At 65.5% G+C, this 1602-nt stretch carries 3 protein-coding genes; all 3 read right to left on the bottom strand.

The window, feature by feature from the left end:
* Window positions 1–402 (bottom strand): molybdopterin-dependent oxidoreductase (locus VHB27_RS19155; protein ID WP_325603509.1); only part of this gene is annotated, 402 nt, incomplete at its 3' end.
* A 30-nt stretch (window positions 403–432) separates the two neighbouring features.
* Window positions 433–879, bottom strand: coding sequence for a cell wall hydrolase (locus tag VHB27_RS19150; protein ID WP_325603507.1), 447 nt, complete (start codon window positions 877–879; stop codon window positions 433–435).
* 64 nt (window positions 880–943) lie between these two features.
* Window positions 944–1402: a hypothetical protein gene (locus VHB27_RS19145; RefSeq protein ID WP_325603505.1), complete on the bottom strand. Its 459-nt coding sequence runs from the start codon at window positions 1400–1402 to the stop codon at window positions 944–946.
* Window positions 1403–1602 lie beyond the last annotated feature (200 nt).

Genomic DNA, 1602 nt, shown 5'->3' with positions numbered 1-1602 from the left:
GCCGTCATTGCTGGTGAACAGCACGTGGGTGGCCTCGGGCCTGGGCCGCACGGCCTCCATCAGGTCGTGCGTGCTGACACCGTCCCAGTTGTTGTCGTAGCGCGACCACGAGGTCACGCAGTGGATGTCACTCAACTTGTGAGTCTGCGGCGCCGACATCAGATCGTGCCATGTCCAGGAGATTGGGGCCTCGATGGCACCGGCGATGTCGAGCCGCCAGTTTTCCCGCGCCACATTTGGTGTTTGCCCGAGGTCGAGGACCGGCCAGTTGCGCACCAGATGCTGGCCGGGCGGCAGGCGACTGTCCTCGGGGCGTGACGTCTTGCCGGTCAGGAACTTTCCCAGTTCGGCCCAGCGCGACTTGCTGCGCGTGAGCTTGCTGTCTTCGGGGGTATCGGTCATCGGCGGCTCCGAATCCGGACGCCAGGCGGATCAATACTTCTCGTAGAACGCGTTGCCGCCGGCGACCCAGGTGTAGTGCATGTTGGTATAGGGGAACGTGTAGCCTTCCGTGTGGAAGAATTTTGCGTTTCCGACGCCAGGGTGGCGGTAGCCATGCAGCACCTTGTCGGCCATCGAGCGCGCCAGAGTGAGACTACGCCCTTCGCGCATCGGCTTCCACAGCACGCCGTCCGCAAACTGGTTCGACTGGCCGACCACGCCGCAGACGGTATGGGGATAGGCCGGATCGCTGACGCGGTTCATCACCACCGTGCCGACCGCGAGCATGCCTTCGGCGGAGGAGCGGTTGGACTCGAAATACATGACGCGGGTCATGCAGTCCGACGGCGACAGGAACGCGCCAAACGGCAGAATGGCGCAGCCGCCCATCAGCGGGGCGACCGCGAGGGCGGCGATGACGGGCAGTACGCGAAACAAGACCTGCTCCGGGATCGATACGATCCTCAGGATGCCGGAGCAGGGTTAAGAGGAAGTTCCGAACTTAACGCCGACGACCGAACAGCAGGTTGGCGAAGAGCGCGAGGCCGATCGCGCCGACGATGACCGGGACCGGGTCCGCCCGGACGGCGCGAGCGGCCCGTGTCGCCTGGGTGGCTGCGGCGTCGGCGATCATGGCCCCTTCGCGGCGCCCGTGGTCGACCAAATCGCCCGCGACTTCACCGGCGGCATGGGCGTAGCGTCGTGCCCGGCTTCCGATGTCGTGCGCCTGGTCTTGCGCAACGCCGGCGTAATGCCGTGCCTGCTCACGCAGCAAATTGGCGCCGTGCTGGCGGCCATAATCGGCGAAATCATTTGCCGTACGGCCGGCGAGAGCACCAGCATCGCGGGCAAAATCCTGCAAACGATCCTGAGCCAACTGGCCGGCTTCCGCGGCGCGGTTTCCAAGCAGATGCGCAATCTTGCGGGCATTGCGGTCGTTGAGACGGTCTAGCCAGGGCATGGGACGCTCCGAGTTGGACGGGCAACGCGTTGATCTCAGTGGCGGTTCCACCCTTGCGCGGGCTCGGCTTCGCACCATATCGCAGGGATGAGCGACCTGGTGACGACGATGATGCCCCACGATGCCGAGGCCCGGCTGAACCGGCAGTTCGACCGCATTGGCCGGCAGGTGCCGGCTTCGGCCGGATTCCTGCGCTGGGT

Source organism: Rhodopila sp. (genome assembly GCF_035548235.1).
GTDB lineage: Bacteria > Pseudomonadota > Alphaproteobacteria > Acetobacterales > Acetobacteraceae > Rhodopila.
Note: the sequence above shows the minus strand (reverse complement) of the source record. Positions and strands in the feature narration are given on the sequence as shown.